Source organism: Bacillus sp. LBG-1-113 (assembly GCF_020708615.1).
Taxonomy (GTDB): Bacteria; Bacillota; Bacilli; order Bacillales; family Bacillaceae; genus Bacillus; species Bacillus mojavensis.
This window is the reverse complement of record NZ_JAJFDG010000001.1, coordinates 126,975-150,597: the sequence shown is the minus strand read 5'-3', so window position 1 is coordinate 150,597 and position 23,623 is coordinate 126,975. Positions and strand designations below refer to the sequence as shown.

The following is a 23,623-nucleotide window of genomic DNA, read 5'->3' as shown; positions in this document are numbered from 1 at the left end:
CTCCTTTTTTTCAAGCCTTTTATTAAAAAAACTTCACCCATTTTTCAGGTGAAGTTTCGTAGTATTTATTCATTTACTTGTCTTTTCTGATTTCTCTGACCACATGGGCGAGCTCCGGAATAATCAGCTTATTCATCGCCAGCTTTACCGCACCGCTGGAGCCTGGCGTTGAAAAAATGGCTGTGTGTTGGATAACGCCGGCAGTGGCTCTCGACATGATCGCGGCGGAGCCGATATCCTCTGTATAACTGAGCATCCTGAATACTTCTCCAAAGCCGGGCAGCTCTTTCGAAAACAGCGGCGTAATGGCTTCAATGGTGACGTCCCGATTTGCTATGCCTGTCCCTCCGTTTAAGAGAACCGCGTCCGTCTGATCATCCATGCAGCCCGCTAAGACAGCTTGCTGCAGGGCATCCTTTTCGTCTTTTACAATTTCATATGCAGCAATCTGATGGCCGGCTTCTTCTAAAAATGAGATCATCAGCCTGCCGCTTTTATCCGTTTCTTCCGTTCTCGTATCACTGACCGTAATCACTTTGCACCGGACAATATCGGGTGCCTCTTGTTTATGCTCTTGAACACTCATTGGCTCACCTCTTTGTATTTTTGTCTACCTTTATCATGCTTCAACAAAAAAGCACATTCAAGAGAATGTGCGCTTTTTTGCATTATTTAGCTAAACGAACAACGTCACGTGCAATCATGACTTCTTCATCAGTCGGAATGATCATAACTTTTACTGGAGAATGAGGGTAGCTGATGAACGCTTCCTCACCGCGTACGTTATTAAGCGCAGGATCCCAGTATACGCCCATAAATTCCAGACCGCGAAGAACGCGTTCTCTGACTTCTACGCTGTTTTCACCGATACCGGCAGTAAAGATGATCGCATCAACACCGCTCATTCTGGCAGCGTAAGAACCGATGTATTTGTGGATACGGCTCGCGAAGACTTCAAGCGCAGTTTCCGCGCGCTCATTACCTTGTTTCGTTGCTTCAACGATGTCACGAAGATCGCTTGAGAAACCGGAGATGCCAAGCAGTCCGCTTTTTTTGTTTAATGTATTCAGTACTTCGTCAGCGGTTTGGCCCGTTTTCTCCATAATGTATGGGATCAGGGCAGGGTCGATGTTTCCAGAGCGTGTACCCATTGCCACACCCGCAAGCGGCGTGAAGCCCATAGATGTATCAATTGATTTTCCGCCTTCAACAGCCGCAATACTTGCACCGTTGCCAAGGTGGCAGGAAATCAGGCGTAAATCTTTTAACGGACGGCCGAGAAGCTCTGCCGCACGCTCCGTCACATATTTATGTGAAGTGCCGTGGAAGCCGTATTTACGGATACCGAATTTTTCATAGTATTCGTATGGCAGGCTGTACAGGTAAGACTGCTCAGGCATTGTTTGGTGGAATGCCGTATCAAAAACAGCAACCGCAGGAACATTTGGAAGCACTTCTTTGAAGGCTTTAATTCCAACGATATTTGCCGGGTTGTGCAGCGGCGCCAATTCAGAAATATCTTCAATCTCCTGAATTGTTTCGTCAGTTAATAAAACGGAATCACTGAATTTTTCTCCGCCGTGTACCACGCGGTGTCCAATTCCGTCAATTTCATTTAAATCTTTGATAATGCCGAATTCTGTCAGCTTATTCAGCAGCATTTTAACCGCTACCGCATGATCAGGTATATCAGTTACTTCTGTATTTTTTTCGCCGTTTACAGAAATCGTGAACACACTGTCGGCGATACCGATTCGTTCAACTAAGCCCTTCGTTAAAACTTTTTCTGAAGGCATTTCGAAAAGCTGAAATTTCAAAGACGAGCTTCCTGCGTTAATTGCAATAATTTTGGACATGATTGACGCTCCTTTTTACTCTGTATCAACATCTTCGTTTTTCGTACTTTTTTCCCGGTGAAATCATCAATTTCTCCCGAAAAATATCTGACTTTTCCATTTAAACATTGTCATGTCGGCTTTTCAAGTCAACTTGCGTATTGATAACGCTTACAAAAAGAAGTCGTTATTTTCAGACACATTACCTATACGCAAAACATTGATTAACGCTTTCATCCTGCAGTTTCTCCTTTCGTATTTTGTGTGTTGAAACCCTATTCAATTCGTCTATCTTTCCCCTGATGTTCATACAAAAAAACAGCTTAAGCTTCCTCAGACGGAGCTCAAACTGTTTTCATTTTTCTATTTTTCCTTTGTAAACCACGCATCTATTTGTGCCATCATGTCGAGCATCGCCTTCTGGTTGGAGAAGGACGGCAGATTCGCAAGCAAAATTTGGTTCGGCGCTTTCGTCTCTTCACCTGTTTTCTGAAGCACAAGAATACTTTTGGCATGGGCTTCGTCTTTAAAAATTGATTTTGGCAGCTGCAATAGTGCATTAATATGAACCTTGTCCTTGAAAAACTGCTTCAGCTTGTCGCTTTGAGAGCTTTCAAACAAATGATTCGGAATCATAAAGAACAGGTAGCCGCCGGGTTTCGTATGCTTGACGCTTTGCTCAATAAACAAATGATGAGCGAAGGAATGGCCTTCATCCGCTTTCAGTTCAAAGGCTTTTGCCCCCTCTTCATTCGGATAATAGCCAACCGGCAGATCGCATATCACTGTGTCAACCGGATCGATAAACAGCGGCTCGAGGCTGTCCTGATGGAACAGTTCCAGCTCTTTTTTCAGAAGGTTCGCCTGGCCATAGGCAATTTTCAAAAGCACGTCATCTATTTCTACGCCATAGCTTTTCGCCGTATTCTCTGACAGCTGGTTTAACACGGTGAACAGAAGATTTCCCGTTCCAACAGCCGGATCAAGAAGTGTAACATCCTTTTTCCCTGCCATAAACTTATTTACCAAGTAACTGATAAACAGTCCGATAGTGTCTGGCGTCATTTGTCTGTTTGGATGGGATATATCCTTTAATCCCTTTAAGACGGCAAGCTGGAATACTTTTCGCACCCACTCGTGCTCATATGTGTCAAATTTGGCTTTTTCAAGCAGCGCTTTAAGCTTTTCAGCCTTCTCATTCGGCAGCTTCAGCTGATCCGCTTTTTGAAGAAAATACATTTCTCCTGCTTCGGCAAGCGCTTCTATATATGAAATCTGCAATTCATTTTTTATGATAATCGCTGCATCATCCAGCAGCTCGTATACCGCACCTACATGATCGTTTTGCATAATGTGTTCCTCCTTGCCATGAAAAAAGCTCCGGCGGCAGCCTGGAGCTTTTTTCACCTGCTTACTTCAATAATGCCTTGGCAGCCTCAATCGGCTCTTCATAATTCGGGTGGTTCGTTGCTTCGCTTACATATTCAGCGTAAACGACTTTTCCGTTCTCATCAAGCACAAATACGGAACGCGCAAGCAGACGAAGTTCTTTTATATACACACCGAACGCTTCGCCAAATGACATGTCTTTGTGGTCTGACAGAGTTTCTACTTTGTCAATTCCGTTTGCTCCGCACCAGCGCGCCTGTGCAAATGGAAGGTCTGCACTGATTGTATAAACATTGACTTCCCCAAGCTTTGCAGCCTCTTCGTTAAAGCGGCGGGTTTGCGCATCGCAAACGCCTGTGTCAATTGAAGGGATAACAGAAATAATCGTTACTTTTCCTTTCATGTCAGCTAACGATTTTTCTTCAAGGCTGTTAGTCAGCACTGTGAAATCAGGGGCTTGATCTCCTACTTTCACTTCTTGTCCGACAAGCGTAACCGGACCGCCTTTGAATGTAATTTCAGCCATTATAATTCCTCCCTTTTGTATGTATGTCTCTATCATAGTAAAGTTTCTTGCAAACTGCAAAGTATATGCCAAAAAAAAGTTAACTGCGGCCGCCGCAGTTAACCCTTCTTTAATAATTCATATTGTTCATTTGATTTTGGCCTTGGTTTTGATTCTTGTTATTTTTCTTAAACATTTGCTGTATGCGCTCCAGTGTTTGAGGGGCTGCGTCCAGAATTTTCTCAATCAAATGAGTATTTTCATCTAAATGAAGCATTCTGATGCCAGTCGAACCGACAATTAAAAACGCGATCGGTGTAATAGACACACCGCCCCCGCTTCCGCCTCCGAAGGGTAGTTTCTGCTCTCTTGTTTCATCGTCTTCCGATTTTTTCACAGCCGGTTTGCCGCCAAACTCGCTGCCGCCTGCGGCGAATCCGAACCCAACTTTAGAAACGGTTAAAATCACGCTTCCATCCGGTGTTTCAACCGGATCTCCGATGATTGTGTTAACATCAATCATTTCCTTCAAGTTTTCCATTGCTGTTTTCATTAAACCTTGGATGGGATGGTCTGCCATATACGCTTCCTCCTTAAACTGATGAATCTTTCTTTGAAGTCATTCGAGCTGACGGATTCTTCTTTAATACAGAAAGCTCCCGTCCGTACTTAACGAATTTGAAAGCTGCAAGCATAGCATGTCCAAAGCGAAAAAAGAATATACACTGAAAATGGGTCTTGGAAACAGGGACTTGAAACGATGGAATCACGTCATAAACAGGCTTATTCACAAAGTCTAAATGGTCATGAAGCATAGCTGCAATACCGCCTTTGACTCCCCATACGGCACCTGTTAACACACCTGTCACCGCGGCGTCATGAACCCCGACGACTGTGACCCATTCGAGTTTTGTGATATGCAAATGCGCCATAAAAGAAGCGCTGATTTTTTTTAACTTAGTGACATGATGCAGGAACACTTCAATTTTATTGATGCTCTGCTGCACATCATCAAACGTGATTTTTTTCTTACTGCTGCTTTTTTTCACTTTCGATTTTGTGTTCTGTCTGATATCGACTGTTCCGTCATCTTTGTTCACCTTAATCGCCGGAATTGTTTTTTTAATCCGAACCAGGCCAAACAGCGCAGTAATTTTCAAGGTCATTTTGTCATTATCATCAGCATGAAGATACTCCGCGGCAACATAAATTTTCATTCTGAGAAGCAGCACGATACCTATAAGAATAAGAATGGCTGACAGCACATATACCATATTCTTCACTTCCTCTAGGAAGCATTATCGCCCATTCAGCAAAAAATAAACCCGGACGGGGTCCGGGTTTATCTGTTATTTACGATATAATTTTTCGTGCACCACAGTTGTATCAGCAATATAATCATGAATCCCCTGTTTTTTAGGAGAAAAAGCGATGACGATATACAAGATCCAAATTTTATCAATATACCGCCCGACCACTTCACGGAAAATCACAGTGCTCCATGTCAGCTTATGGCCCTGTTTGACAGAAATTACTTTGAGGCCGAACACCATTTTTCCGAGCGTTTGCCTGAAGTATTTGGTCATCAGCGCAAAATATGCCAGATAAACGAAAAGCGTTGTAATACTGTAGCCTGAGATGGTAAACATGCCGGACGTTTTCGGCAGATCCAGTAAAGTAAAGATGGGAGAAACGATTAAATGGTTTAACCCCCACACAACGAGCCAATCAAGCAGGAAAGCCCAAAAACGGACCCAAAAGCCCGCATATGCGTGTGTGAGCTGTTCCGCTTGATCCGGGCCTGCAATGTCGCTGCGCTCTAACTCTTCATATGTCGCATCCATTATTGATCCCTCCTACTTCGCATAGAGATACATCATTCTCGGCGAACCGGATTGTGAAAGAACTTCTCTCATATTCAGAAAATCAATTTCACTTTTAAACATCTTGTTCGCTCCCATGGAAAACAGAGAGCCTAATCCGAAGCTTTCCTCGTAAGAGACGACAGAAGCGTTTTTCAAGTTTTTATGGTCCTTTTTCATGGCCGCAATTGTATCATCATAAAATCCAAGTTCATCCACAAGGTTCAGTTTTTTCGCCTGCCGCCCGTCATACACGCGGCCGTCCGCGATTTTCTTTACCTGTGCTTTCGATAGGCCGCGGCCTTCTGAAATGACATCGACAAAGCCTTCATAAGAGTTATCAACCATAGATTGCATGATATTTTTTTCTTCTTTTGTCATCTCACGGGAAGGAGACATAATATCCTTGTGAGCCCCGCTTTTAATGGTCTCAAAAGAGATGCCGAGCTTATCAGCCAGCTTTGAGTAATTCACGCTTTCCATGATAACCCCAAGAGATCCTGTCAGGGTTTCCGGTGTCGCAAAAATTTTATCCGCAGCTGTTGAGATATAATACCCGCCGGAAGCTGCCATCGATCCCATTGACACATAGATTGGTTTTTTTGTTTCTTTTTTTACTTCTTCCAGTTTTTTATGTATTTCGGCACTTTCATACACTCCGCCTCCCGGAGAGTTTACCTTGAGTACGATCCCTTTAACCGCATCATCTTCTTTTGCCTGCTCAAGGTTTTTCAAGAATGTTCGGTGGTTATACCCTTCTGAACCGAGCAGACTGCTTGAATCACCATTATCCTGAATGGTGCCGCTGACCTCCAAAACAGCGATTTTGCTGGAAAGGCTTCCGTTTTCAAGCGTCACTTCCTGGGATTCATCTGTCAGTGACGTAAGGTCTGTTTGAGCACCCTTAACACTTTCAAAGAAACTCATTGAGATACTGACGATGATGGACACGCCAAAAATTCCAAGGGCGATCACTAATGCGATCCATCTTTTTGCATTCATTTTTTCTCCTCCTTTTCCCCAAACTCTCTCATTATACGATTGAAATGAAAAAATGTTTCATTAATGAGAAAGCTCCGGCTTAACGGGCTGCCGGCAAACATGGTACACTTATGACCAAAGGTATTTTATCACAAATACTGGATGGCAGAAAAACTTAAATATGACAGCAAAGGGGAAATGGGATATGACCGATCATCGCCGTAATGTTTATTTTTTTCACAAACAGGACCAGGAAACAAACAAACAAGTCAGTTCCTTAACACAATTGGCTGAAGAGAACGGATTTACTGTTGTCAATCAGCCTTCTGACGCCAATATTATTGCCAGTGTAGGCGGAGACGGTACATTTTTGCAGGCGGTCAGAAAGACGGATTTCCGTGACGACTGCTTATACGTCGGCATCACCAAAAAGGGGAAAGCTCATTTATACTGTGATTTTAACAGTGATGAGCATGAAAAAATGGTGGATGCGATGACATTTGAACAAATTGAGGTCAGAAAATACCCGCTGATTGAAGTGACAGTGGATCACACCAGTCCTTTTCATTGTTTAAACGAAGTTTCCATTCGATCGAGCATTATTAAAACCTTTGTGATGGATGTGCTGATTGACGATCTGCACTTCGAAACGTTCAGAGGAGACGGAATGATTATTTCCACGCCTACAGGCAGCACAGCTTATAATAAGTCTGTGGCCGGAGCCGTCGTTGATCCGCTGCTTCCCTGCATGCAGGTGACGGAGCTTGCTTCACTGAACAATAATACCTACCGCACTCTAGGCTCTCCGTTCGTCCTCAGCTCTGAGCGAAAGCTGACGCTTCGTGTGGTGCAAGCCGGAAATGAACACCCGATTATCGGTTTGGACAATGAAGCACTCAGCACAAGAAACGTGAAAACGATTGAAATCAAGCTGTCTGATAAAAAAATAAAAACAGTGAAACTAAAGGACAATTCTTTTTGGGAGAAAGTAAAACGGACATTTTTATAGAAAATGAAAAGGACAGGCTATTCCCCTGTCCTTTTTTATTGGTGATTCTCATATACAATCTGACCGTTGATAACGGTTTTTTCTATCTTTAAAAGATGAAGCTGTTTCGGGTCAGTGGTAAACGGATCTTCGCTGAGAATGGTAAAATCCGCGTCATACCCTTCAGCTATTTTCCCCCGTGTCTGCTCTTTGTATATGATCTCAGCACTTCCTGCTGTATAAAGCCTGATAGCTTCATATACTGTTAAACACTCGCTTTCGTTATAGGTCGGGCCGTTCTGTTCGCGGCTGCTTGTCCGGAGCACCGCAGACTGAATGCCGAGAAGCGGCTCAACAGGCTCAATTGGAGCATCAGAACCCCCCGCACATAAAATGCCTTTAGAGATCAGTGTTTTCCAAGCGAAGGCTGTTTTCATCCGGGCTTCTCCAAGACGGTCAATCACCCACGGAAAATCACTGGCGACGAAATGAGGCTGAAGATCAAGAGCGATCGGCATCCTTGCTGCTTTTTCAATCAACTCATCATTCAGCACCTGAGCATGAATCAGACGATCATGCCGGCCTCTTTTTGGCGGATGCTGCTCGACAGCCTGCAGCACTTTTTCAAAGGCAAGGTCGCCGATGGCATGAACGGCAACCTCCATTCCTTTCTCTCTCGCTTTTTGAACGAGGCGGCTGAGTGTTTCATCATCATGAACTTGAACACCGTTTGTGGAAGGATCGTCATGATACGGCTCTTTTAACAAAGCTGTTCTCCCGCCAAGCGCTCCATCAGAAAATATTTTCATGGCACCGAATTCAACGTACGGGCCAGACGGCTTCTTCATTTGCTCCCACCGATCAACCGCTGCATGATGAACGAGCAAATGACAGCGAAACGGATACTTCCCGCTTGCCGCGGCCGTCTCATAAGCTTTCATCGGAACGGACACATCGCCGTAATAGGACAAATCTTCCGAATGGCCGCCTGTCAGGCCTTTTGTCCAGCAATCCTGAATGGCTGCTGTAAGCGCCTGATCAACATAGTGCTGAGATACAGGCGGAACGGCTTGCAGGATCAGATCCTGTGCCTTATCAAACAGAAGCCCCGTCGGCTCGCCGTCTGCATCTCTTTCAATCACGCCGCCATCGGGATCAGGAGTGGCTTTTGAAATCCCTGCGGCTTGCAGCGCCGCAGAATTAACCGCTATTGCATGCCTGCATACCCGCTTGAGCAAGACGGGCCTGTCTGGGAATAAAGGATCAAGGTCATGCTTCGTCAAATAAGCCGGCTTCTCGAATTGATTTTCATTCCAACCCTCTCCAATGAGCCAATCGTCTTCAGACAGGCTCTCTTCTCTTGCCTTCGCAGCCTGCAGCACAGCTTCTTTAGATGTATAAGAAGATAAATCAAGCTGGAGCTGTTTTTCTCCATGCCCGATCAGATGCAAATGGCTGTCCACAAACCCCGGAAACATGACTGCTCCATTCAAACTGATGTCTTGTGTTTCCGGTGAACTGTATTTATTCTTCAGACTCTCATAGCTGCCGGTGCCTTTTATGACACCATCCTCTACATAAACAGCCTCCGTTTGGTGGCCTTCTTCGAGCATCGTATAAATGAAACCGCCGTGCCATATCGCCTTCATTCACGTTCACTCTCTTTCTTTACGCCTTTTTATTGGCTTTGAGCTGTTCTTCACGTTTTCTTAATTCCACTCGTCTGATTTTGGCAGAAGCCGTTTTCGGCAGGCTTTCCACAAATTCAATCTCTCTTGGATATTTGTATGGAGCAGTAATGGTTTTCACATGATTTTGCAAAACTTTGACAAGCTCATCACTGCGTTTTCCGTGATCTTGGAGGACAACGTATGCTTTAACGATGGAGCCCCTGATTTCATCCGGGCTTGCGACGACAGCACATTCTTTGACTTCAGGGTGCTTCACGAGCGCATCTTCCACTTCGAATGGCCCGATCGTGTAGCCAGAGCTGATAATGATATCGTCATTTCGGCTTTCAAACCAGAAGTAACCATCCTCATCTTTTCTTGCTCTGTCTCCTGTTAGGAAATAATCGCCGCGAATTTGTGTTTTCATTCTTTCCGGATCTTTAAAATATTCTTTAAAGAGCGCCGGGGTGCTGAGGTGAACAGCGATATCGCCAACCTCACCCGTTTTGCAGATTTCACCGTCTTCATTGATGATCTCCACCTGATTTCCCGGTGTCGGTTTTCCCATGCTTCCCGGTTTAATATCCATATCCTTTAAGACACCGACTAAAAGCGTGCTTTCTGTTTGGCCGTATCCGTCCCGCACCTTAATGCCGAAGTGCTTTTGAAACACATCAATGACTTCACGGTTGAGCGGCTCGCCTGCGGAAACGGCACTGTGCAGGGCAGAAAGATCATAGCGGTCCAAGCCTTCAACCTTCGCCATTAAGCGGTATTCCGTCGGCGTACAGCAGAAGACATTGATTTTGTAGCGGTTTAAAAGTTCTAAATATTTTTCGGCTTTGAATCTGCCTTGATACACAAAACCTGTTGCTCCGCTTCCGAGTACCGCCAACAACGGACTCCATACCCATTTTTGCCAGCCTGGCGCAGCAGTCGCCCATACGGTATCCTGTTCAGAAATATCAAGCCAAGCGCCGGCTGATGTTTTTAAATGAGCAAATGCCCATCCATGTGTATGTACAACACCTTTCGGCTGTCCCGTTGTTCCGGAAGTATAAGACAAGAACGCCATATCTTCTCTTGTTGTATCAGCAGTTTGAAAACGGCTTCCATCCGCATCAATCGTTAATAAATTTTTCCATCCTGCATCATTTTCGCCAACAGACAGCTTAACCAGGCGGTCTGCAGTACTGACATCACGAAAAGCGCCAATAAATTCTGAATACACGATTGCACCTTTTACCTCAGCGTGTTCAATCCGATACTCAAGATCTTTCGCGCGAAGCATTTCCGAACAAGGAATAACGACCATCCCCGATTTCAGGATAGCCAGATAAACGGCATAGGCTTCGAGCACACGCGGCACCATTACAATCAGCTTGTCTCCTTTTTTAAATCCAAGATCCGCCAGAGCCGCACCGATTTTATTTGTTTCTTCCATAAGCTTTTCATACGACCATGCGTTTTGTTTGCCTGATTCATCCTCCCATAATAGGGCGGTTTTTTGTCCAGTTGCACTGAACTTTTCGATTTCATTCACTAAATTGTATTCCATTGGGGCAATTAAATCTTCTCGTTTCAACACGAACAACTCCTCACTTTCTCCACCCATTATACATAAATACGTGCCGTTTCCGTAAGGATATGCCTAAAAACAAGCTCCATAAACATAGTTTTTATAGGCCGCTGGTCCTTTTTTATAAAAAAACGAAAAAGAGTGGGGAAAAGCCCCACTCTTAAGCCATTATGTGAAATTGTCAATTAGAATTGTCCTCCGCCCATGTTTTGTTGAGCAAAAGATACAAGACGTTTTGTGATCTCTCCTCCAACAGAACCGTTAGCGCGAGAAGTTGTTTCTGCTCCAAGGTTTACACCGAATTCAGAAGCGATTTCTAATTTCATTTGGTCGATGGCTTGAGCAGCTCCTGGTACTAGGAGTTGGTTACTGCTGTTACCGTTTTGACTGTTTTGTGCCATGTGTCTCACCTCCTTGTGAGTATAGAATGTGTCAAAACACATGGCTTCATACAGAAAATCTTTGGTAATTGTATACAGGAGCTGGCTTTTAGTTAAAAGAGTTCTGCGAATGTATCGTTTGCTTCTTGTTCGCTATATAATGTCATCGTTTCAATGTGATCAACCGCCTCTTGAATCAACGGTTCAAAATCCACAAAGCTCTCAAAGTGTTCGATTTTTTCTTTTTTCGGGCGTGTTTTCGGGCTTGGCGGCGTAAAGATCGTGCAGCAATCTTCAAATGGCTGGATGCTTGTTTCGTATGTGCCGATTTCCCGTGATTTCTCGATGATTTCTGTTTTATCCATGGCGATTAACGGACGCAGAATAGGTGTAGACGTTACCGCATTAATCGCGTACATGCTTTCAAGCGTCTGGCTCGCTACCTGCCCGAGGCTTTCCCCCGTAATAATCGCGAGCCCGTTTCTTTTTTCTCTGATTCTGTCGGCAATTTGAAGCATTAAGCGGCGGGTTGCCGTCATCGTATAGTTTTCAGGAATTTGTTTTTGGATCAGCTCTTGCGTCTTTGTAAACGGGACGATATGAAGCGTCATGCTCCCCCCGAAGCGAGACAGACACTTCGCTAAGTCCATCACTTTTTGTTTCGCACGTTCGCTTGTGTATGGCGGGCTGAAGAAATGGACAGCTTCTACTGAGAGTCCTCTTTTCATAGCGTAAAAACCGGCTACCGGGCTGTCAAAGCCGCCGGAAAGCATCAGCATTGCTTTCCCCGCTGAACCGACCGGAAGACCGCCGGCGCCTTTTTCATTGCGAATCGTCAAAAAGGTTGCTTCCTCCCTGATTTCAATTCTGAGCGGAATGTCTGGATTGCGGACATCAACTGTCAGACCTTCTGTATTTCGCAAAATATGGCCGCCGATTTCCGCGTTCATTTCATTTGTATCTAATTCAAACTGTTTATGCGCTCTCTTTGTCGCGACTTTAAACGTATCTCCAGGCTGATATTGATCCTTGATCGCCTGCAGGGCAGTTGTCTTAATATCATCAAGACGGCTCTCACACTTAATAGCCAGGCTAAAGCTTTGAATGCCAAACACCTGTTTCAAGTGAGGAAAAAGAACCTCAGGGTCCACTCCATTTAATGTAATCGTCATACGATCCCGATTAGAAAAGTATTTTAATGTTGGATAGTCTTTCAGGACAAGCCTGACGTTTTGCTTTAAACGTTCAATAAAGCTTTTTCTGTTTTTTCCTTTGGTTGATATCTCCCCAAAACGAATTAATATATGATCGTAATTCATGTTCTACCTCATCATTTTTTTTAGTTTTTTGATGCCAGGCACAAGCGCGTTCATAAATGGCTCTGTCACATCGCTTGTCTGGCTGTAGTTTAAGCTGATTCTGATGCTGCTTCCGGCGATCTGCTCTCCCTTGCCCATCTGTAACAGGACTTTGCTCGGTTTATGTTCCTTTGCCGAGCAGGCTGATGTTGTTGAAACGAATATATCCTTTTCCTCCAGCATGTGCAAAAGCACCTCCGCTTTTATGCCCGGCACAGAAAAATTAATGATATGCGGGGCACTATTGCTTTGAGGAGTATTTAAGACAACACCGTCTGAATCACTCAGCTTTTTCATAAACAATTCCTTTGCAGCCACCATTCTTTCAAGGTGATGATGATAATCATCAGCCGCAAGATTGATGGCTTTGGCCAGTGAAACCGCACCTGCTGTATGCTCGGTTCCTGCACGTATGCCTTTTTGCTGAGTGCCGCCTGTTATCAGCGGGATAAGACGCGTTCCTTCCTTTACAAAAAGTGCACCTGTCCCCTTCAGTCCGTGGAATTTATGGCCGGATATTGAACAAAGATCAATGCCGGCATTCTCGATCGCCAAGGGAACTTTAAAGATGCCTTGCACATAATCAACGTGAAACAGAATGTTCGGATACTGCTTCAGTACTTCCCCGGCCTCTTCAATGGGCTGCACGGAGCCAACTTCATTGTTTACATGCATCATGCTGACAAGCACGGTATCCGGCCGAATCGCATCTTTCAGCTCCTTAATCGAAACAAATCCATCTTCATTTACTGAAAGATAAGTTACTTCAAACCCGAATAGCTCTGTCAGCTGCTCCAAAGATTCAGTAACGGACGGATGTTCAATAGAAGTGGCAATGATATGTTTGCCTGTTTTTATCTTTGACAAAGCGGCTCCTTTTAAAGCCACATTATTAGCTTCTGTAGCACCTGACGTAAATACAATATCATAATTCTTTAGGCCCAAGGCTCTTTTTATTTGATTTTTGGCTGCCTGAAGCAGCTGTTCTGTTTCGGCTCCATACCGGTGCAAAGATGAAGGATTGCCAAAATATCGGCTGCTAGTCTGTTCATAAACGTTCAAGACTTCATGATAAGGTTTGGTCGTTGAACTATTATCTAAATATATCATCTTTTTTTACTCCTTTATGAAAGCGGTACAAGGTATGATATTTATGTTACCATAACAAAATTTAATAGAAAATTACAAAAAGCTAGTATTGACTTCTAAATTTTTTACCATATAATAAGATTTGTTCGTTTCGTCATATTATCTGACAATTAATTGACAGAATATTTTAACATAATTATTAGGAGGATTTTCATGAAACACTCACTGCCTGTCAAAGATACCATTATTATTGGTTTCATGCTATTTGCGCTATTCTTTGGAGCAGGAAATATGATTTATCCGCCGGAACTTGGACAAGCAGCCGGACACAATGTCTGGAAAGCCATCGGCGGATTTTTACTGACCGGGGTAGGCCTGCCTCTTCTCGGAATTATTGCTATTGCATTAACCGGCAAGGATGCTAAAGGACTTGCTGATAAAGCTCACCCTGCATTCGGTACAGTATTTACTGTTGTGCTTTATTTATCAATCGGACCATTATTCGCCATCCCAAGAACAGGAACCGTTTCTTATGAAATTGGTGCAGTTCCGTTTCTGACTGGCGTTCCTGAAAGACTGTCTTTATTAATTTTTACAATTATCTTTTTCGGCATTACTTACTATTTAGCACTAAACCCAACAAAAGTCGTGGATCGAATTGGAAAAATTCTCACGCCTATTAAATTTACAATTATCTTAGTGATTGTTCTCAAAGCGATTATCACGCCAATGGGCGGTTTGGGCGCAGTTACAGAAGCATATACAGGTACACCGGTATTTAAAGGGTTTTTGGAAGGCTACAAAACAATGGACGCGCTTGCTTCCATCGTATTTGGTGTTGTCGTTGTAAATGCTGTGAAAAGCAGAGGCGTTACACAATCAAAAGCTCTTGCCGCAGCCTGTATTAAAGCCGGAATAATTGCTGCATTAGGGCTGACATTCATTTATGTTTCTCTGGCTTACCTAGGTGCAACAAGCACAAACGCAATCGGACCTGTCGGTGAAGGAGCTAAAATACTATCAGCGTCATCCCATTATTTATTCGGTTCATTGGGAAATATCGTACTTGGGTCAGCTATCACAGTCGCGTGTTTAACTACAAGCGTTGGGCTTGTCACTTCCTGCGGCACGTATTTTTCAAAGCTCATCCCTGCACTATCATATAAAGTTGTCGTTACCATTGTCACTTTATTCAGCCTGATTATCTCTAATTTCGGTCTTGCTCAAATTATCGCTTTTTCAGTTCCTATTTTATCAGCTATTTATCCGCTTGCCATTGTCATTATCGTTCTTTCATTTATTGATAAGCTCTTTAAAGAAAGACGTGAAGTTTACATTGCATGCTTAATCGGCACAGGATTATTCAGTATTTTAGACGGTATTAAAGCAGCCGGCTTTTCGCTCGGAGCTCTAAATACGTTTTTAAATGAGAATCTCCCGCTATACAGCCTTGGTATTGGGTGGGTAATTCCTGGAATTATCGGAGCAATTATCGGCTATATTCTTACCTTTTTCATCGGTACACCCAAACAACAGCTTAAAGAAATAAGTTAATATCATGGTCGTCTGCGTTACTGCGCAGGCGTTTTTTTAATAAAAAAGAGCCCGCTCATCAACTGCGGGCTCTTTTTACGATCTGAATGTTAAGCGGATAAATCAGCTTTTATTTTTTTTACAGCGCCTGGCGCAGCTTTCTCTACAGCTGCAGCCGCAATTTCATAGGACTGTTCATAATCATAAGCGTAAAACCGTCTTTCCGCTTCTTTCAGCTGTTCAGATAAAATATGGTTCTGGCTTCTGAATCGGTTTCCGAACTGAATGATTTTTTCAATCAGCATAACCTGCTCTACCAATTCCTCTGATTCCCGGCTTGCCCTGTTCACGATATCTTCCGCTTCTTGCAGATGGGCTCCGGCTTCTTCCATATTTAAAGGAATTTCGTTTAATTGATTGACCGTCTCTTGAATGTGATGATGCGCGTTTTCCAGCATCTCTTGAATATGGCTCGGGATGCCCGGGATGTTGCTTATCTTCAGCAGTCTTGCAGTTTCAGAAATGGTTTTTTTCAGATTGCTGAGCGTCTCTCTCGCCTGCAGTTCTTCTTTTCTAAGAGCCTGCAGCTTTTCACGATAATCCGCATGGTCTTTTTTCACTTCTTCAATTTGCTTCTCAATTGATGCGACCTCTTCAACTAAAAGAGAGTAGGCGACATGCTCTGCATCCAGCTTATCTTTTACTGACGCAAGCAGCTTGCCGACTTCATCAATGCGCTTTTCAAAGGCCTGCTGTTTGCCTAGCTCACCTGCTGTCAGTCTGTAGCTTTCCTTCACCAGTTCAGTTTCCGCCTTTGTCTGCTCCTTCTCTTCTTTCAGCTTATCGTAAGCAATGATCAGCTCAGGCATTTTGCTTAACACAGATTGGCCTGCTTCAACTTCACCCTCGAGCTGCTGGTAAACAGATTGAATATTTTCGTCTATGAGCTGCAGTATGGCAGAGGCTTCATCAATATCCAGCTCAGTCATCAAAACATGTTCTGCCCGTTTCAGCTGATTTGACAGGTTTTCCAGTTCCTTATCAATCTGGATATGCTCAAGCTTATACCCTTTCTCTTTCATTTCGCGATATCCGTCTTTGAGCTTTGCAATCTGGCCCGGCAACGTCTGCTTGCAGTCGGCTAACAGTTTCGGCACATCATCTATGTACGACTGAAGCCTTTCAAGATTGCGATCCTGCTCAAGGAGAACTTTTCTTGCAGTAATGTAGTTCCCGCCCTCTGTCTCTTCTTCAAACTGTTTGATCCCGCTCCAGATCTCGTCAAGATCTGCTTCAAGGCTGTCATAAAGCTCTCCGTAAAGGTGGCTGTATGCCAGCAAGTTTTTTCGGGACTTTGAGTAGCGTTCTCTTACCTGTTCAATCTCTTCGCGGCTCTTTTCTTCACTTGTGACGAGATTGCTGATTTCCCGGAGTATCTTTTCAATGTTCGATTCCGCCGCTGTCAGGAGATCGTCGATATGAACGAGCACTTGATTGGCTTTTTTAAACCGGTATTTGTCCGCGCATTCTTCGGCATCATAAAGGAGCTCTTCAACTTTCGGCATATGGGCAGTGACAATCTCATCCCATTCTTCACGCCATTTCTCAAAGAACTCTTCTGTCTGCCCCGTCATTTTCAGATGTTTAATTTTGGACATTTCTTCCACTATCGATCGATTGAGAATTTCAATCTTCCAAGATTCCAAACGATCAATTTCCGTGTAGATTTTTTTCCTGAAAAAGTAGCCCGCTGCAAACAGCGCGAGCAGTACAATTAATAATCCAATGACAAACTCCATAATGAGCCCCCTTGCTGTTAACCTTAATCTGTCAGGGTGTTTTATTTATTCAGAAAGATTTCAGGATATGTATTGAGAAAAACTGTCGTTTTCATTGTTATTATGATACCATGTAACCAACATTTTTTGAGCAGAAATCAAAAACTTTTTGTGCAAAATCGGCAGGATTTTACTATTTTTTCACGGGGTGACACCAATGCTAAAGCGAGACGGACATATTCACACACCATTTTGCCCTCACGGAACAACAGACACACTCAGGCAATATGCGGAGGAAGCGATAAAAAAAGGCTTTCAATCGATTACGTTTACAGAGCACGCTCCTTTGCCTCCCTCTTTTACCGACCCGACACCGCAAAAAGACAGCGCGATGGCGCAAGCCTCTTTGGAACACTATATTAATGAAATTTCCGGTTTAAAAAGAGAATATCGCGGACAGCTTGACATACGGACCGGGCTCGAGGTCGACTATATCGCTGAATACGAAGGTGAAATCAAATCGTTTCTGGATGCATACGGCCCATTTTTAGATGACAGCATCTTATCCGTTCATTTTTTGCGCACGGGCTCGTCCTATCTGTGCCTCGACTATGATGAGCATACATTTAAAGAGCTGATCTCAGAGTGCGGAAGCATCGAAGCTGTATATGAACTGTATTACCGCAGCATTTATTCTTCTATTGTAGCATCTCTCGGCACCTATAAGCCAAAAAGAGTCGGTCACATCACACTCGTCAAAAAATTCATCAGGCTATTTCCTTATAAAATGTCCGATCATATTCGCAGACTTGTTTCTGAGTGCCTGAACGCTGTCGAGGAAAATGGAATGGAGCTTGACTTTAATACATCAGGTCTGAGAAAAACATACGCGGGGGATATTTATCTGGAGGACTGGATGATTGAGGCGGCGAAGCAAAAAAATATCCCGCTTGTGTTCGGGTCTGATGCCCATCAAGCGGGTGATGTCGGATACGCATATGTGAAGTTTACTGAACTGCGCTAATTTGTGACCGCATGTCTCCTGTCCGGAATACGCTTCTGATCCAAATCTTGATTTCTTCAAAATACATTTTATAAAAGTACGGCTCGTGCGGCTGCATATAGAGCACTTCTGAAATGTATTGAGGCTGGAGATAGGGCATCATCAAGAGAGATTTTAATTGAAGAATAAAATGAGGCAGCGGCAGCGTTAAATGTTCTCGCTGTTTTTCTCCTTCCTCAATAATCAGCTGGAAGATATACTTTTCCTTCATCAGGTACGTCGACATAATCTCTCTTATTAAAGTCGAATCAATGGTGACTTCCCGGTAGACAAACCGAGTTAATTGACGATTGTTATGCTGATAGGATAAAATATCGAAAACCAATTGGAGAAGCTGTTCCTGCGTGCTTTGAAAAGAGATGTTGCCTGCCGCTGTTTCAAGTGTTTTATTGTAGCCTTCGTAAAACTCTGAAACTAAGTGTTCCATCAAGCCTCCTTTGCCTTTAAAATAGTAGGAGATGTGCGCAACATTTACATCAGCTGACTTTGCGATTTCACGGACAGATGTGCCAGAAAATCCTTTTTGGTTAAAGAGCATGACAGCAGATTCAATAATTTTGTCTTTGGTGCTTACTTTCATACCGGCTCACTCCTTCCTCTTGTTACAAATTCAAGGAGAAGACCGGCTGTTCCTGTAAGAACTTATCGACAAATGCCGGCAGAAAAGCCGGGATTTTGTTTTATATTATAGAAAAAGTGAGGGTTTCCCATGTTTCATGTCGAACAACAATCCGGAGATAAAGAAAAAGACTATCAGCTTCTTCTAAAACAGCTCGAAGCCATAACAGAAGATGAAACAGATCAAATTGCAAACTACGCAAATGCGTCAGCACTGCTTTATCATTCATTGCCTGAGGTCAACTGGGCCGGTTTCTATTTTGCTAAGGAAGGGGAAGGACAGCTTGTGTTAGGGCCGTTTCAAGGTCTGCCGGCATGTGTCCGTATTCCTTTCGGTAAAGGCGTTTGCGGAACAGCATACGCAAACGGAAAAGTGGAGCGAGTTGCAGATGTAAACGCATTTCCGGGACATATTGCCTGTGATGCAGCATCTCAATCAGAAATTGTGCTTCCGATTCATGTAGACGGGAACCTAGTCGGCGTCTTGGACATAGACAGCCCTGTCAAGAACCGATTTGATGAGATCGATGAAAAGTATCTTTCACAATTTGTAAAAACCCTTGAAAAAGCTTTAGCGTAAAGCATACAACAAAAGCCCAAAACATGTAGCGTTTTGGGCTTTTTTCATTTTTTTATCGACTCGTGAATCATCAAACGGTTTTTCCCGCTGCGTTTTGCGGTGTAAAGCGCTTCGTCGGCCTCGTGAACAAGTTCCTTCAAGGACTTTTTCGATGCTGAATCCCAGCAAGAGATCCCGCATGAAATTGTCACCTCAGGCTTTGTGCTTTTTCTCACTGCACAAACAAGCCTTTCGGTAATCCGTTTCCCGACGGCTACTGTCACATTCGGAAGGTAAACCGCCAGCTCCTCGCCCCCCCAGCGGGCGCCAACATCATGTTTTCGGATATTGCTTTTGATGACGGAAGCGACCTGTATTAAAATCTCGTCCCCTGTCTGATGTCCGTACGTATCATTTACATTTTTAAAATTATCAATATCAACAAGAATAAACACGCCTTTTTGATGAATTTTCATGCTGTATTGGATTTTTTCATCTAAATAGACTCTTGAATACAGCTCTGTCAGCTGATCCGTTTTCACAAGATGCTCAAGGCGGTCGCGAAGCATCGAATTGGTCACAGCCAGCGTGGCGTGATGAATCAGCGCTTGGAACAGCTTGTACATTTCAAAGGTAAAAGCGTACATTTCCTTTTTCAGCAAAACGGCAAATCCCAGGAGCCGGTCATTCTCAATCATCGGAACAGCCATAAGCGAACCGTATCCGGCTTTTCCGAAAACAGACTGTCCATTTCCGATAAAAACACCCTTTTCTCCTTCGTACAGTTTTTCCTTTATTTCATTATATATATCAGACGACTTCGTTTCTTTAAAAAATGCTGTGCTCCCGGGAAGCAGTGTCTGCTGTTCAAAATGGTCAATATGGAAAAAACCCACTTCTTCAGCATGAAATGATTCAGCCATTCTCACAGCAAGATCGTTCATCGTATCCGTCAGCGTCAGCCGCTGGTTAAGACGGCGCGTTGTTTCATTAATTAATTCCAAGTTTGCAATACTTGTTTTGGATTGTTCATAGAGCTGGGCATTTTCAAACGCCTTTCCCGCCGCATTTGCTATCAGTGACATTTCATCAAGGTACGCGTCGGTAAGAGGGCTGTCTCCCGCCCCATCTGCCATCAGAACGCCGTACGTTCCCTGCTGCCCTTTAATTGGAATGTAAGCGGTCGTTTCATTTTTCCGCAAAATGTCCCCGGATAGATAGACTTTAAGCGCAAAGGAATCGGCATCCTCCCCTTCCATATACAGCTCTGTTGCAGGAACACCTAAACATTGGTCCTGATCATGGGAAATAAACAGAGAAAATTGAAACAGGGGAAACGTGGTGTGTAAGCTTTCAAGAAGCTTCTTCAGCACTTCCGTCTGATCGAGCAGCGAATGGAACAGTTCGGTCATCTTGTATATCTTTTTTTGATAGACTGTTTTGATATAAAGTCTTTCCTGTTTCATTGACTGATTCAAAAAAGAAGAAATCAAATCCGGAAGCTCTTCCGGAAACACTCCGTCCTGCCTGCATGTTAAATGAAAGCTCCTGCCGGAGACATGATCTTCAATAACAAAAAATGAGGCATTTATTTTCAATGCGGAAAAATGCACTTCCTCCTGTGCCATTTGTGCCATGTGATCAGATGGAGAAGGTAAAAGGGATACGCAAAGTGATGGAAAATATGTTTGAATAGCCGAAGTCAGCCATAAAAAAGAGTCGGTGAATGAGACCTTTTCAGATTTGGCTAATAAAAAATCGAGCATATGATAACGAAAGGCGGGTAATTGATCTTTTGTTTCTTCTATCATGTTTTATCACCTAAAAAGTTTACCACTAATTTTTGTTTATTATATCACAACAGCGAAGCAATAATGAACGAATGGTTGACTTCAAAACAAATAAATTATATAATGACCTTTGTGTGAAATATTGCAGCCTTTTTGTTCAGCTTCTATGTTTTCATTTTGTTCCTTATCAATAAGGTGTATCGTGTAACTCTCTGCTGCTGGAGCGAGGATACATGAAAACAAAATGTGCATGGTCGAATAGAACAGACGGTTTTTATTTTCCACAAAATAAAACCAAAGGAGGAGTCACATTATGGCTCGCTATACAGGTCCATCTTGGAAACTGTCCCGCCGTCTAGGAATCTCTCTTAGCGGAACAGGAAAAGAATTAGAAAAACGCCCTTACGCTCCAGGTCCACACGGCCCAGGACAACGTAAAAAATTATCAGAATACGGTTTGCAATTGCAAGAAAAGCAAAAGCTTCGTCACATGTACGGTGTAAACGAACGTCAATTCCGCACACTGTTTGACAAAGCTGGCAAACTAGCTGGTAAACACGGTGAAAACTTCATGATTCTTTTAGATTCCCGTCTTGATAACGTTGTGTACAAGCTAGGTTTAGCGCGTACTCGCCGTCAAGCTCGCCAATTGGTTAACCACGGTCACATTACTGTAGACGGAAGCCGCGTTGACATCCCGTCTTACCAAGTAAAAGCTGGTCAAACAATCGGTGTTCGCGAAAAATCAAGAAACCTTTCAATCATCAAAGAATCAGTTGAAGTAAACAACTTCGTTCCTGAATACCTTACTTTCGATGCTGAAAAGCTTGAAGGTACATTCACTCGTCTTCCAGAGCGTTCTGAACTTGCTCCGGAAATTAACGAAGCGCTTATCGTTGAGTTCTACTCTCGTTAATCGTTTAAAAACCCCCTGCCGCTATGCGGTCGGGGGTTTTTTTTCGTCTGCTTCTTCTACCGTTTCCTGCTGGACAACACTTTCTTTGGCCTGCTGCTCCCAATAATCCCGCTGCATTCTTTCTTTGGCGATCGTACACATGAGATTCACGGTGAGCTCTCCCTCCTATTGAAAAGGTGGTGAATGGTCGTGTTTGCCCTATCTAATATACTCTTTCCCTCAAATTCCTATGCACTAAACCAAAAACATCCTTTGCCAATTAAGCAAAGGATGTTTTTTTCTTATTTATACGTGACAAGGAAGTATTTTTTCTTCCCGCGGCGAAGCACAGTAAACTGATCTTCAATGCGGTCTTCAGCAGATAAGATATAGTCAATTTCTGTCTGGCGTTCACCGTTAATGTAAACGGCTCCGTTTTTAATATCTTCACGGGCTTGGCGTTTAGACGGTGACAGTTTCGATTCAACCAGCACATCTACGAGTGACAGTTCTTCAGCGCTGTCTTTTTCTAGAGAAGGCACATCTTTAAAACCGATTTTTACGTCTTGGGCAGAAAGCTCTTTAATATTGCCGCTGAACAATGCTTGGGAAATATTAATCGCTTGCTCCAGTGCCTCGCGTCCGTGAACGAGCGCTGTCACTTCTTCTGCCAGGCGTTTTTGCGCTTCACGCTTTTCAGGCGCTGTTTCAGTTTTTTCAGCGTATTCTTCGATTTCTTCTTTTGAAAGGAACGTAAAATATTTTAAGTATTTCACAACATCACGGTCATCTGTATTGATCCAGAATTGGTAGAATTCATATGGAGACGTTTTTTCTTTATCTAGCCAAATTGCGCCGCCTTCGGTTTTTCCGAATTTTGTGCCGTCCGCTTTCGTTACAAGCGGAATGGTAAGACCAAACGCTTTTGCTCCTTCTTCTTCAGATTTTCTGATCAGCTCAAGGCCAGCTGTGATGTTGCCCCATTGATCGCTTCCGCCGATTTGCAGCTTACAGTTTTTCTCTCTGTACAGGTTTAAGAAATCATAAGATTGAAGAATCATGTAGCTGAATTCTGTGTAAGAGATGCCGGATTCGATTCTGGAGCTGACTGTATCTTTTGCCAGCATGTAATTGATGCCGAAGTTTTTGCCGACGTCACGAAGGAAGTCGATCACATTCATGTTTCCGATCCAGTCGTAGTTGTTTGCCATAACAGCCGGGTTTTCTGCTGAATCAAAATCAAGAAATCTTGAAAGCTGATGTTTGATTTTTTGCGACCATTCGACAACGATATCAGCCGTGTTTAACGTACGCTCTGCTTTTTTTCCGCTCGGATCGCCGATTAAACCCGTCGCGCCGCCCACAAGCGCAATCGGATGGTGCCCCGCAAGCTGAAAACGGCGGAGTGTTAAAATGGGCAGCAGGTGCCCGATATGCAAGCTGTCCGCTGTCGGATCAAAGCCTGAGTACAGGCGGATTTTTTCTTCGTTCAGCTGTTTGTTCAGTCCTTCTTCATCCGTCATTTGCTGAATCAATCCGCGGAAGGATAAGTCTTCAAGTAAGTTTGTCATGAGATAAGGCTCCTTTTTTAATAAAATAAAAACGCCCCTTCGTGTAAACGAAGGGACGATTGATTATCGCGGTACCACCCTACTAATAAGAGCATACATACAGCTTTTTGCTCTTATCACTTTGCCTGATAACGGATCAGGTCCGTTCTTTCACTACTGAAAGCCTGAGCGGCTTTGTTT

Annotated in this window: 23 protein-coding genes and 1 other annotated feature (1 of these 24 running past the window's edge); of the genes, 5 read left to right on the top strand and 18 right to left on the bottom strand. The window is 43.6% G+C overall.

Annotation, left to right across the window (positions count from 1 at the left end; translation table 11 throughout):
- Positions 1 to 73 precede the first annotated feature (73 nt).
- The 8 genes from LJF29_RS00800 to sppA form a co-directional block, all read right to left on the bottom strand.
- A complete protein-coding gene (locus LJF29_RS00800; protein ID WP_229146502.1) occupies positions 74 to 586 on the bottom strand; it encodes a MogA/MoaB family molybdenum cofactor biosynthesis protein in 513 nt (170 codons plus the stop codon).
- 82 nt (positions 587 to 668) lie between these two features.
- Complete coding sequence (locus LJF29_RS00795; protein ID WP_010335295.1) at positions 669 to 1,856, bottom strand: acetate kinase; 1,188 nt, start codon at positions 1,854 to 1,856, stop codon at positions 669 to 671.
- A 342-nt stretch (positions 1,857 to 2,198) separates the two neighbouring features.
- Positions 2,199 to 3,185, bottom strand: a complete 987-nt coding sequence (locus LJF29_RS00790; RefSeq protein ID WP_229146500.1) for a class I SAM-dependent methyltransferase — start codon at positions 3,183 to 3,185, stop codon at positions 2,199 to 2,201.
- A 61-nt stretch (positions 3,186 to 3,246) separates the two neighbouring features.
- On the bottom strand, positions 3,247 to 3,750 hold the full coding sequence (gene tpx, locus LJF29_RS00785; RefSeq protein ID WP_229146499.1) for a thiol peroxidase: 504 nt from the start codon (positions 3,748 to 3,750) through the stop codon (positions 3,247 to 3,249).
- A gap of 109 nt (positions 3,751 to 3,859) precedes the next feature.
- Positions 3,860 to 4,309, bottom strand: coding sequence for a GerW family sporulation protein (ytfJ, locus tag LJF29_RS00780; protein ID WP_010335299.1), 450 nt, complete (start codon positions 4,307 to 4,309; stop codon positions 3,860 to 3,862).
- A gap of 13 nt (positions 4,310 to 4,322) precedes the next feature.
- Positions 4,323 to 5,003 carry a DUF2953 domain-containing protein gene (locus LJF29_RS00775; protein ID WP_229146497.1) on the bottom strand — a complete coding sequence of 227 codons (681 nt, stop codon included), beginning with the start codon at positions 5,001 to 5,003 and terminating at the stop codon, positions 4,323 to 4,325.
- Between the two features lie 75 nt (positions 5,004 to 5,078).
- Complete coding sequence (locus LJF29_RS00770) at positions 5,079 to 5,573, bottom strand: RDD family protein (protein ID WP_229146496.1); 495 nt, start codon at positions 5,571 to 5,573, stop codon at positions 5,079 to 5,081.
- A 12-nt stretch (positions 5,574 to 5,585) separates the two neighbouring features.
- On the bottom strand, positions 5,586 to 6,593 hold the full coding sequence (gene sppA / locus LJF29_RS00765) for a signal peptide peptidase SppA (RefSeq protein WP_229146495.1): 1,008 nt from the start codon (positions 6,591 to 6,593) through the stop codon (positions 5,586 to 5,588).
- A gap of 184 nt (positions 6,594 to 6,777) precedes the next feature.
- On the opposite strand from sppA, the gene LJF29_RS00760 reads away from it, so the two are divergent.
- On the top strand, positions 6,778 to 7,581 hold the full coding sequence (locus LJF29_RS00760; protein ID WP_229146494.1) for an NAD kinase: 804 nt from the start codon (positions 6,778 to 6,780) through the stop codon (positions 7,579 to 7,581).
- Positions 7,582 to 7,616: 35 nt separating this feature from the next.
- On the opposite strand, the gene LJF29_RS00755 is transcribed toward LJF29_RS00760, so the two are convergent.
- The 5 genes from LJF29_RS00755 to LJF29_RS00735 form a co-directional block, all read right to left on the bottom strand.
- The gene (locus LJF29_RS00755; RefSeq protein ID WP_229146493.1) at positions 7,617 to 9,209 is read right to left on the bottom strand and encodes an amidohydrolase; all 1,593 of its coding nucleotides are present in this window, start codon (positions 9,207 to 9,209) and stop codon (positions 7,617 to 7,619) included.
- Positions 9,210 to 9,228: 19 nt separating this feature from the next.
- Positions 9,229 to 10,818, bottom strand: coding sequence for an acyl-CoA synthetase MbcS (gene mbcS / locus LJF29_RS00750; RefSeq protein WP_229146492.1), 1,590 nt, complete (start codon positions 10,816 to 10,818; stop codon positions 9,229 to 9,231).
- A 176-nt stretch (positions 10,819 to 10,994) separates the two neighbouring features.
- The gene (locus tag LJF29_RS00745; protein ID WP_010335306.1) at positions 10,995 to 11,210 is read right to left on the bottom strand and encodes an alpha/beta-type small acid-soluble spore protein; all 216 of its coding nucleotides are present in this window, start codon (positions 11,208 to 11,210) and stop codon (positions 10,995 to 10,997) included.
- 92 nt (positions 11,211 to 11,302) lie between these two features.
- Positions 11,303 to 12,508 (bottom strand): tRNA uracil 4-sulfurtransferase ThiI, encoded by a 1,206-nt coding sequence (gene thiI / locus LJF29_RS00740; RefSeq protein ID WP_229146491.1) that lies wholly within the window; start codon positions 12,506 to 12,508, stop codon positions 11,303 to 11,305.
- Between the two features lie 3 nt (positions 12,509 to 12,511).
- Positions 12,512 to 13,657 carry a cysteine desulfurase family protein gene (locus LJF29_RS00735; RefSeq protein ID WP_229146490.1) on the bottom strand — a complete coding sequence of 382 codons (1,146 nt, stop codon included), beginning with the start codon at positions 13,655 to 13,657 and terminating at the stop codon, positions 12,512 to 12,514.
- A 192-nt stretch (positions 13,658 to 13,849) separates the two neighbouring features.
- On the opposite strand from LJF29_RS00735, the gene brnQ reads away from it, so the two are divergent.
- Complete coding sequence (gene brnQ / locus LJF29_RS00730) at positions 13,850 to 15,190, top strand: branched-chain amino acid transport system II carrier protein (RefSeq protein WP_010335308.1); 1,341 nt, start codon at positions 13,850 to 13,852, stop codon at positions 15,188 to 15,190.
- Positions 15,191 to 15,279: 89 nt separating this feature from the next.
- On the opposite strand, the gene ezrA is transcribed toward brnQ, so the two are convergent.
- On the bottom strand, positions 15,280 to 16,968 hold the full coding sequence (gene ezrA / locus LJF29_RS00725; RefSeq protein ID WP_010335309.1) for a septation ring formation regulator EzrA: 1,689 nt from the start codon (positions 16,966 to 16,968) through the stop codon (positions 15,280 to 15,282).
- A gap of 196 nt (positions 16,969 to 17,164) precedes the next feature.
- Here ezrA and hisJ point away from each other — a divergent pair, with 196 nt between their 5' ends.
- A complete protein-coding gene (gene hisJ / locus LJF29_RS00720; RefSeq protein ID WP_229146489.1) occupies positions 17,165 to 17,971 on the top strand; it encodes a histidinol-phosphatase HisJ in 807 nt (268 codons plus the stop codon).
- On the opposite strand, the gene refZ is transcribed toward hisJ, so the two are convergent.
- Entirely contained in the window at positions 17,955 to 18,590 is a 636-nt protein-coding gene (gene refZ, locus LJF29_RS00715) for a transcriptional regulator RefZ (protein ID WP_010335311.1), read from the bottom strand. The genes hisJ and refZ overlap by 17 nt on opposite strands.
- 129 nt (positions 18,591 to 18,719) lie before the next feature.
- On the opposite strand from refZ, the gene LJF29_RS00710 reads away from it, so the two are divergent.
- Positions 18,720 to 19,208 (top strand): GAF domain-containing protein, encoded by a 489-nt coding sequence (locus LJF29_RS00710; protein ID WP_010335312.1) that lies wholly within the window; start codon positions 18,720 to 18,722, stop codon positions 19,206 to 19,208.
- A gap of 44 nt (positions 19,209 to 19,252) precedes the next feature.
- Here the strand turns inward: LJF29_RS00710 and LJF29_RS00705 are convergent, their stop codons facing one another.
- On the bottom strand, positions 19,253 to 20,998 hold the full coding sequence (locus LJF29_RS00705; protein WP_229146488.1) for a diguanylate cyclase domain-containing protein: 1,746 nt from the start codon (positions 20,996 to 20,998) through the stop codon (positions 19,253 to 19,255).
- A gap of 292 nt (positions 20,999 to 21,290) precedes the next feature.
- On the opposite strand from LJF29_RS00705, the gene rpsD reads away from it, so the two are divergent.
- Positions 21,291 to 21,893 carry a 30S ribosomal protein S4 gene (rpsD, locus tag LJF29_RS00700; protein WP_010335313.1) on the top strand — a complete coding sequence of 201 codons (603 nt, stop codon included), beginning with the start codon at positions 21,291 to 21,293 and terminating at the stop codon, positions 21,891 to 21,893.
- 21 nt (positions 21,894 to 21,914) lie between these two features.
- Here the strand turns inward: rpsD and sr7p are convergent, their stop codons facing one another.
- Complete coding sequence (sr7p, locus tag LJF29_RS21150) at positions 21,915 to 22,043, bottom strand: small protein SR7P (protein WP_267495982.1); 129 nt, start codon at positions 22,041 to 22,043, stop codon at positions 21,915 to 21,917.
- A 131-nt stretch (positions 22,044 to 22,174) separates the two neighbouring features.
- Complete coding sequence (gene tyrS, locus LJF29_RS00695) at positions 22,175 to 23,443, bottom strand: tyrosine--tRNA ligase (protein ID WP_229146487.1); 1,269 nt, start codon at positions 23,441 to 23,443, stop codon at positions 22,175 to 22,177.
- A gap of 48 nt (positions 23,444 to 23,491) precedes the next feature.
- Positions 23,492 to 23,623: a binding site (T-box leader), on the bottom strand; it runs 110 nt beyond the window's last position.

What these genes read in the sequence shown, in the direction of transcription:
- ezrA (WP_010335309.1), bottom strand. Translation starts at nt 16,968, where the DNA reads ATGGAGTTTGTCATTGGATTATTAATTGTACTGCTCGCGCTGTTTGCA.
- rpsD (WP_010335313.1), top strand. Translation starts at nt 21,291, where the DNA reads ATGGCTCGCTATACAGGTCCATCTTGGAAACTGTCCCGCCGTCTAGGA.
- tyrS (WP_229146487.1), bottom strand. Translation starts at nt 23,443, where the DNA reads ATGACAAACTTACTTGAAGACTTATCCTTCCGCGGATTGATTCAGCAA.
- LJF29_RS00795 (WP_010335295.1), bottom strand. Translation starts at nt 1,856, where the DNA reads ATGTCCAAAATTATTGCAATTAACGCAGGAAGCTCGTCTTTGAAATTT.
- LJF29_RS00775 (WP_229146497.1), bottom strand. Translation starts at nt 5,003, where the DNA reads ATGGTATATGTGCTGTCAGCCATTCTTATTCTTATAGGTATCGTGCTG.
- refZ (WP_010335311.1), bottom strand. Translation starts at nt 18,590, where the DNA reads ATGAAAGTAAGCACCAAAGACAAAATTATTGAATCTGCTGTCATGCTC.
- sppA (WP_229146495.1), bottom strand. Translation starts at nt 6,593, where the DNA reads ATGAATGCAAAAAGATGGATCGCATTAGTGATCGCCCTTGGAATTTTT.
- thiI (WP_229146491.1), bottom strand. Translation starts at nt 12,508, where the DNA reads ATGAATTACGATCATATATTAATTCGTTTTGGGGAGATATCAACCAAA.
- LJF29_RS00745 (WP_010335306.1), bottom strand. Translation starts at nt 11,210, where the DNA reads ATGGCACAAAACAGTCAAAACGGTAACAGCAGTAACCAACTCCTAGTA.
- LJF29_RS00800 (WP_229146502.1), bottom strand. Translation starts at nt 586, where the DNA reads ATGAGTGTTCAAGAGCATAAACAAGAGGCACCCGATATTGTCCGGTGC.
- hisJ (WP_229146489.1), top strand. Translation starts at nt 17,165, where the DNA reads ATGCTAAAGCGAGACGGACATATTCACACACCATTTTGCCCTCACGGA.
- LJF29_RS00790 (WP_229146500.1), bottom strand. Translation starts at nt 3,185, where the DNA reads ATGCAAAACGATCATGTAGGTGCGGTATACGAGCTGCTGGATGATGCA.
- LJF29_RS00705 (WP_229146488.1), bottom strand. Translation starts at nt 20,998, where the DNA reads ATGATAGAAGAAACAAAAGATCAATTACCCGCCTTTCGTTATCATATG.
- LJF29_RS00735 (WP_229146490.1), bottom strand. Translation starts at nt 13,657, where the DNA reads ATGATATATTTAGATAATAGTTCAACGACCAAACCTTATCATGAAGTC.
- tpx (WP_229146499.1), bottom strand. Translation starts at nt 3,750, where the DNA reads ATGGCTGAAATTACATTCAAAGGCGGTCCGGTTACGCTTGTCGGACAA.
- ytfJ (WP_010335299.1), bottom strand. Translation starts at nt 4,309, where the DNA reads ATGGCAGACCATCCCATCCAAGGTTTAATGAAAACAGCAATGGAAAAC.
- LJF29_RS00770 (WP_229146496.1), bottom strand. Translation starts at nt 5,573, where the DNA reads ATGGATGCGACATATGAAGAGTTAGAGCGCAGCGACATTGCAGGCCCG.
- LJF29_RS00710 (WP_010335312.1), top strand. Translation starts at nt 18,720, where the DNA reads ATGTTTCATGTCGAACAACAATCCGGAGATAAAGAAAAAGACTATCAG.
- LJF29_RS00755 (WP_229146493.1), bottom strand. Translation starts at nt 9,209, where the DNA reads ATGAAGGCGATATGGCACGGCGGTTTCATTTATACGATGCTCGAAGAA.
- brnQ (WP_010335308.1), top strand. Translation starts at nt 13,850, where the DNA reads ATGAAACACTCACTGCCTGTCAAAGATACCATTATTATTGGTTTCATG.
- LJF29_RS00760 (WP_229146494.1), top strand. Translation starts at nt 6,778, where the DNA reads ATGACCGATCATCGCCGTAATGTTTATTTTTTTCACAAACAGGACCAG.